Source organism: Allobosea sp. 01N443 (assembly GCF_056399325.1).
The window spans coordinates 46747-53584 of the sequence record NZ_JBFTRC010000015.1; the positions used below are offsets into that span (position 1 = coordinate 46747).

General features: G+C 65.5%; 7 protein-coding genes. 1 reads left to right on the forward strand and 6 read right to left on the reverse strand.

Features of this window, described 5'->3' with window-relative positions; all coding sequences use genetic code 11:
* Positions 1 to 37: 37 nt before the first annotated feature.
* The 6 genes from AC1DRP_RS06880 to AC1DRP_RS06905 form a co-directional block, all read right to left on the reverse strand.
* Entirely contained in the window at positions 38 to 1540 is a 1503-nt protein-coding gene (locus AC1DRP_RS06880) for a tripartite tricarboxylate transporter permease (RefSeq protein WP_113518957.1), read from the reverse strand.
* Positions 1541 to 1544: 4 nt separating this feature from the next.
* Complete coding sequence (locus AC1DRP_RS06885; RefSeq protein WP_476768157.1) at positions 1545 to 2063, reverse strand: tripartite tricarboxylate transporter TctB family protein; 519 nt, start codon at positions 2061 to 2063, stop codon at positions 1545 to 1547.
* Positions 2063 to 3052, reverse strand: coding sequence for a LysR family transcriptional regulator (locus AC1DRP_RS06890; RefSeq protein WP_476768158.1), 990 nt, complete (start codon positions 3050 to 3052; stop codon positions 2063 to 2065). Before AC1DRP_RS06890 ends, AC1DRP_RS06885 begins: the two co-directional genes overlap by 1 nt.
* Before the next feature lie 135 nt (positions 3053 to 3187).
* Positions 3188 to 4132, reverse strand: a complete 945-nt coding sequence (locus AC1DRP_RS06895) for a DMT family transporter (protein ID WP_441506473.1) — start codon at positions 4130 to 4132, stop codon at positions 3188 to 3190.
* 82 nt (positions 4133 to 4214) lie between these two features.
* On the reverse strand, positions 4215 to 4877 hold the full coding sequence (locus AC1DRP_RS06900; protein ID WP_476768159.1) for a glutathione S-transferase family protein: 663 nt from the start codon (positions 4875 to 4877) through the stop codon (positions 4215 to 4217).
* A 26-nt stretch (positions 4878 to 4903) separates the two neighbouring features.
* Entirely contained in the window at positions 4904 to 6061 is a 1158-nt protein-coding gene (locus AC1DRP_RS06905) for an acyl-CoA dehydrogenase family protein (protein WP_441506475.1), read from the reverse strand.
* A 323-nt stretch (positions 6062 to 6384) separates the two neighbouring features.
* Between AC1DRP_RS06905 and AC1DRP_RS06910 the strand changes: the two genes are divergently transcribed.
* A partial coding sequence (locus AC1DRP_RS06910) for a magnesium transporter MgtE N-terminal domain-containing protein (protein WP_476768160.1) occupies positions 6385 to 6838 on the forward strand: 454 nt, incomplete at its 3' end.

A 6838-nucleotide genomic window follows, 5' to 3' on the forward strand; every position in this document is an offset into this window, starting at 1 on the left:
GTAGCGTGATGGTGAAATGGATGGCGAGGCAACCCCGTCATTCGGTGAACACCTCGTCGCGCTTCTGGGAGATCGATGGCAGCAGAGCGACGACCAGAATGATCACGGCGACGGCCAGCAGGCCGCCGGAGATCGGCCGTTCGATGAAGGTCATGAACGAGCCGCGCGAGATGATCAGCGCCTGCCGCAGCTTCTCTTCCATCAGCTTGCCGAGCACGAAGCCGAGCAGCATCGGGGCTGGCTCGAAGCCGAGCTTGATCAGGATGTAGCCGAACAGGCCGAACAGCGCGGTGAAGGCGACGTCGACCGGCTGGTTGTTCACCGAGTAGATGCCGATGCAGCAGAAGATCAGGATCGCCGGGAACATCAGGCGGTAGGGCACCTGAAGCAGCTTCACCCAGACRCCGACCAGCGGCAGGTTGATGATCAGCAGCATCAGGTTGCCGATCCACATCGACGCGATCATGCCCCAGAACAGTTCTGGGTTCTTGGTCATGACCTGCGGGCCGGGGATGATGCCGTGGATGGTCATCGCGCCGACCATCAGCGCCATCACCGCATTCGGCGGGATGCCGAGCGTGAGCAGCGGGATGAAGGCCGTCTGTGCGCCGGCATTATTGGCCGATTCCGGACCTGCCACGCCTTCGATGGCACCGCGGCCGAAGCGCGAGGGGTCCTTGGCGATCTTCTTCTCGATCGTGTAGCTGGCGAACGGGCCCAGTACCGCGCCGTTGCCCGGCAGGATGCCGAGAATGCCGCCGATGGCGGTGCCGCGTACGACGGGCAAGAACGACTGCTTGATGTCGTTCCAGTCCGGCAGCAGGCGGCCGATCTTGGCGCGCACGACGTCGCGCGTCTCGGGATTCTCGAGGTTCCTCAGCACCTCGGCAAAACCGAACACGCCCATTGCAAGCACGGCGAAGTCGATGCCATCGGACAAAGGTGGGAAGCCGAAGGTCATGCGCTCCTGGCCGGTCTCGAGATCGGTGCCGATCGTCGAGAGCAGAAGGCCGAGCATGATCATGCAGAAGGCCTTGAGGATCGAGCCGCGCGCAAGCACGACCGCGAAGCAAAGCCCCATGACCATCAGCGAGAAATACTCGGCCGGGCCAAACAGCAGTGCGAGCTTGGTCAGGGGCGCGCCGAGCGCGGCGATGATCAGGGTGGCGACGCAGCCGGCGAAGAAGGAGCCGAGCGCTGCGGTTCCGAGCGCAACGCCGGCGCGGCCCTGCTTGGCCATCTGGTGGCCGTCGAGGGTGGTGACGACCGCGGTCGCCTCGCCGGGGATATTGACCAGGATCGCCGTGGTCGAGCCGCCATACTGGGCGCCGTAATAAATGCCGGCCAGCATGATCAGAGCGCCGACAGGATCGAGGCCGAAGGTGATCGGCAGCAGCATGGCGATGGTGGCGATCGGCCCGACGCCGGGCAGCACACCGATCAGCGTGCCGACRAGGCAGCCGGCGAAGGCGAGTGCGATATTCTGCAGCGAGAGCGCGACGCCGAAGCCGAGCTGCAGATGGGCAATCATTTCACTCATTGAATCAGATCCCCAACAGCCAGGGTGCCAGGGGGATCGGCAGACCCAATGCATATTTGAACAGCAGTGCGCAGAAGGTCGTCATGACGAGCGCGAAGATCACCAGCTCCTTGATCTTGCGATCATMCGCGGCCAGGCCGGAGATCAGCACGACGAGGGGGCCTGAAACGACGAGACCGAGCTGCGGGACCTTGATCGGCCCCAGATCGAAGCCACGAATGGTGAGGCCGAAGACGACCGCGCCGMCGAGCACGAAGATGACGCCGCGCCAGGACCAGCCCGAGAGCTTCTCGCCGTTAAAGCGCAGCGAACTCAGGGCCAGCAGCACTCCGAGCCCGGCGCATATCACGGCAAACGCCTTCGGCAGCATGCCCGGCCCGATCTGCCGCAGCGACCCCATCGGCAGATCGCTGGCGAGGAACAGCGCCACGGCAGCGAGAAGGATCATGAACAGCCCGGCGGCCAGATCCTGTTGCGAACGGACACGCAGCCCCTGCGCGCGTTCAATAGTGTTCAAGCTCATCAGGCTCCTCCAGTCTKCGGTCTGGCGGTCTGGGCCGCACGCTTCAGTTTTTTGACAGGCATTGTGAATGGCAGGACGTTTTTCTCGTCGATCAACGTCACGCTTTCGCGAAGGATGTTCAGAAAGTCGTCGCGCGCCGCGAGCTTCTGGTGCGGACGCCAGGCGACGCCGACAAGGGCGCCGGGCGGCGGCGGATCGAGCAATGCGCCACGCAGGCGGCGCATGGTCACGCCCGGAAAGGTCAGTCGCGAGACCCAGTCGGGGGCGAGCGCCATGCCGAGCCCCGCGGCGACCGCAGACATCATGGCAGGCTTTTCGGTAGCCTCGATCGTCACGTTCGGCACCGAGCCGACGCTTTCGAAATAGGCCATCACGAGATCATAGGCGAAGGGCCGGATCCGCTTGGACGGAACGACGAACGGCTCGCCGATCAGGTCGTTCATCGTCAGGCTCTCACGGGCGGCGAGAGGGTGGCTCTCGTTGAGCACCACGATCGGCCGTTCGACACGCAATATCTCGAAGGCGCAGTCTGTCGGCTTGCGTGGCGGACGTACGAGCGCGATGTCGAGCTTGCCGGCTTCCAGCATCTGGATCAGTGCCGCGGTCATGGCTTCGACAAATTTGATCTCGATACCGGGATGGCGTTCGCGGAAGGCGACGAGAGCTTGCGGGACGAAGCTGGAGGAGGCGGCGTCGATTGCGCCGACCCGCAAGACCTTGCTCGAGGCGAGCGAGGCTTCGCGCACGGCGCGCGAGGCATGTTCCATCTTGACGAGGATGCCCTTGGCTTCCTCGAGCATCAGCAGGCCGGCGCGGGTCAGCGCGACCTGACGTGTCGTGCGCGTAAGCAGACTGACGCCCAGCTCGTCTTCCAACGTGCTGATCTGGCGCGAAAGTGCGGGTGGTGCGAGGCCAAGCCTTTCAGCCGCGCGGCCGAAATGCAACTCCTCCGCCACCGCGATGAAGCATCGCAGTTGCCGAACATCCATGACGATCGTCTGCTCCCCTCTGGCGTATCGCTTTTTGCGATATCTTCCAGCCTTCGMGGTTATGGCCTTTAGCGGCTGGTGCCGTGAAAGCGACCGTAGAGCAATTCATAATTTTTTGGCAACAAAGCCGTGGACCTAGCCGAGGCTTTCCTTGGGATGAGGGCCCTTGCGGCGCCGGAAGAGCCGTCCGTCGATCAGGGCGAGGCCGAGGAAGATCGCTGCCATGCCGAGGAAATGCCGTGGCAGCAGCGCTTCCCCGAGCAGCCCGACGCCAAGCAGGATGGCGCTGACCGGCACGAGGAAGGTCACCAGCATGGCGTTGCTGCCGCCGGCGCGCCGCATGATCTGGAAGAAGATGACATAGGCGAGCGCGGTCGAGAGCAGGGCGAGTCCGACCAACGCACCGATCGCGGCCTTGGATGGGAACGGGAGGAGCCATGGCGGGGCGAGGAGCAGGACCAGTGGCAGGGTCATGACCGTCGTGGCGCTGAGCTGGCCCGTTGCCGTCACCAATGGCGGGAGCTCGCGGAACCGGCGGCCATAGAGACCGGCAAAGCCATAAGAGAGAGCCGCCGCCAGGCAGGCGAGCTGCGGAAGCAGTGCATTGCCGAGCCCACTGATCACATCCGGGCCCATCAGGATGGCGACGCCGACGACACCGGCCAGCACGCCGGTGATCTTCAGTGGTGTGGCCTTCTCGTTGCTTCCGAAAAGATGAGCGACGACCACGCCGAAGACCGGGGTCGTCGCATTCAGGATCGCGGCGAGGCCAGCGCCGATCTGCGTCTGCCCCCAGAAGATCAGGCCGAAGGGGATGAGGTTGTTCAGCAGGCCCATGCCGAAGAAGGCGAGCCACATCCGGCCGCCCACTGCCATCGTCAGGCCAAGCGCGCGCACGGCGACATGGAGCACGGCTGCCGCAAGCGCGACCCGCGCCAGCACCACGGCGAGCGGCGGCCACTCCGTCACCGCGATCTTGGCGAAGAAGAAAGAGCCGCCCCAGAGCAGCGAAAGCACGAGCAGCAGGAGCCACTCGCGCGTGCCCATCGCGGGAGGCGGGGAGGCGGGAGAGGAGCCCATGGGGTCGGTCCTTGACGCGATCCTGAAACGCAGTTGCAGGATCGCTAGGGTGAAGTCAGGCGGGCCGCCACCCGCTTTCTGATCAGGCGGCTTCGGCGTCCCGTGCCTCCCACATCGCCTTGAAGGCAGGGCGGCCCTGGCAGACTTCGAGCCAGGCCTTCACATGCGGGACGGCGGCAAACAGCTCGGGCGCGCCGGTCTGGGCATAGCGAATGACTTCGGAGACATTGATGTCGACGACGGTGAAGCGACCGCCGACGAGATAGCCGTCCCTGGCGAGGGCATCGTTGAGCACCGCCAGAGGCGCGCGCAGGGCCTCTGCCGCGGCGTCGGCCAGTTTGGCGTCGCGCTCCGCCGGCGGCTTGGCAATGCGGTGATAGAGCGTGTTGAGCGCGTTGATCTCGCATTCGGTCGCGGCCCAGAGCGTCCACATCGCAGCAAGTCCCTCTTCCTGGACGTCTTTCGGCGCCAGCGGCCCGCCATGCTTGCGGGCGAGATAGAGGTTGATCGCGAGCGATTCGTGCAGGACGAAGCCGTCATCGTCGATCGACGGAATATGCCCGTTGGGGTTCACCTTCAGGAATTCGGCGCTGCGGGTATGAACCGGTGCGTCAGCCGCTTTGGGATCAGGCACCCGGCCGGCCTGGATCACAGGCACGTGCCTGAAGGAGAGGCCAAGCTCGTTGGCGAGCCAGATATTGCGCGTCGCGCGCGAACGATAGCACCCGTAGATCGTCAGGGTCATGAGGCAGGCTTTCAGGTTGGGGGTGGTCAGACGGTCTGGCGCAAGGTCTCGCGGGCGATGATCAGGCGCTGGATCTCGGAGGTGCCCTCATAGATGCGGGTGATGCGGGCATCGCGGGCATAGCGTTCGACGGGGAAGTCGCGGCAATAGCCGGCGCCGCCATGAATCTGGATTGCCGTGTCGGTGCAGCGATGCGCCGCTTCCGAGGCGAAGAGCTTGGCCATCGAGGCTTCCCGGGCGAAAGGCTCGCCGCGATCCTTCCGGGCGGCGGCGTCGAGGATCAGCAGCCGCGAAGCATGCAGGTCGAGCTCGCGGTCGGCGATCATCCATTGCAGGCCCTGGAAGTCGCTGAGCGCCTGGCCGAATTGCTGCCGCTCCTTGGCGTAGGATTTCGCGGCCTCCATGGCCGCGCGGGCGATGCCGAGCGAAACGGCGGCGACGCCGATGCGCCCGCCGGCCAGCTCGCCGACCGCAACCCGGAACCCGTCATTCTCCCGACCCATCAGGTTCGAGGCCGGGATGCGTGCGCCCTCGAAATGGATGGTATTCGTGGCCGAGCCGGTCTGCCCCATCTTCTTCTCGGCCTTGCCGACGCTGACGCCCGGCGTGTCGGCCGGAACCAGGAAGACCGAGATGCCCTTGCCTTTCGGTGCGTCGGGGTCGGTCACGGCCCAAACGACGAAGAGGCCGGCATATTCGCCGCTGGTGATGAAGATCTTCTGGCCGTCGAGCACATAGCTGTCGCCGTCGCGGCGCGCCCGCATCCGCATGCCCGCGGGGTCCGAGCCCGCTCCGGCTTCGGTCAGGCAGAAGGCGCCGGCCGCATAGGTGCCGTCAGCGAGCTTCGGCAGATAGGCGGTCTTGTGCGCGGCCGAGCCGACCGCCTGGATGACCTCTCCGACCATATTGGTCACCGAGGTCGTGACCGCGGTCGAGGCGCAGGCGGCCGCGAGTTCCTCCAGTGTCAGCGCGAAGGCGACCGTGCCGGCCTCGCTGCCGCCGAACTCGCCGCGGACATTGAGCGCCATGAAGCCGTTTTCGGCGAGGGTCTTCAGATTGGCCAGGAATTCGCTGCGACCCTCGCCGCGATCGAGAGCCTCGGCCAGCGGCGCCAGCCGGTCGGACGCGATTTTCCGGGCGGCTTCGCGGATCAGTCCTTCCTCGTCGCTCAGCGCGAATTCCATGCTGCCCTCGTCGTTTCGTGCACCGACCTTAGAGGGCCGGCACTGAACCGCCAACCGGCGTGATCGGCTCGTTCCTGCGAAGATGGACGCGCGTTCCCGCACATGCGCTCCGGTCACGGAGATGGGGGTTGACGCGATGAGCCTTCGGGTGCATCTCGGCCTCGCTGCAAGCCTTCCGGCGGCAGTTTCACAGGAACCCCGACCCAATGCCAACCGACAGTCCCAGTCGACAGTCGATGCCGTCTGACGCCGCTTCGCGCGCCTGACCGGGGAAACCGGCTCGCCTGCGATCGGCCATGACGGCCGATCAAAGGATACGAGCTATGAATGCCGTTGCCACCGCACCGGAGCGGGATCTTCTCGCTGCAACCCTCGCCCAGACGCTGGCGCGGGACCATATCGCCGACATTGTCGAAACCCTGAACGACCAGGACGTCGAAACGGTTGCCGCCGTGCTCCTTGCCTTGCCGTTCGAACGGGCCGTCGAGGTCCTGGACCAGCATGAACTGACGGCGGCCTCCGAAGCGCTCGGCTTGATGCCGGAAGCGCGCGCGGCGCAGTTCCTGTCCGCCATGTCGGCGGACCGCGTCGCCGACGTGGTCCCGGAATTCGACGAGCCGTTGCGCCTGCGCCTGCTCGGCCGTGTCGACCACGACACGCGCGCGACGCTGAATCGCCTGCTCGCCTATCCCGAGCAAAGCGCGGGCTCGATCATGACGACGGAATTCGTCAGCGTCCCGGCCGACTGGACCGTCGCGCGCACGCTCGATTACATCC

Bases quoted from the DNA above. Each gene is read 5' to 3' on its own strand.
- AC1DRP_RS06900 (WP_476768159.1), bottom strand. From the start codon at position 4,877: ATGACCCTGACGATCTACGGGTGCTATCGTTCGCGCGCGACGCGCAAT.
- AC1DRP_RS06895 (WP_441506473.1), bottom strand. From the start codon at position 4,132: ATGGGCTCCTCTCCCGCCTCCCCGCCTCCCGCGATGGGCACGCGCGAG.
- AC1DRP_RS06905 (WP_441506475.1), bottom strand. From the start codon at position 6,061: ATGGAATTCGCGCTGAGCGACGAGGAAGGACTGATCCGCGAAGCCGCC.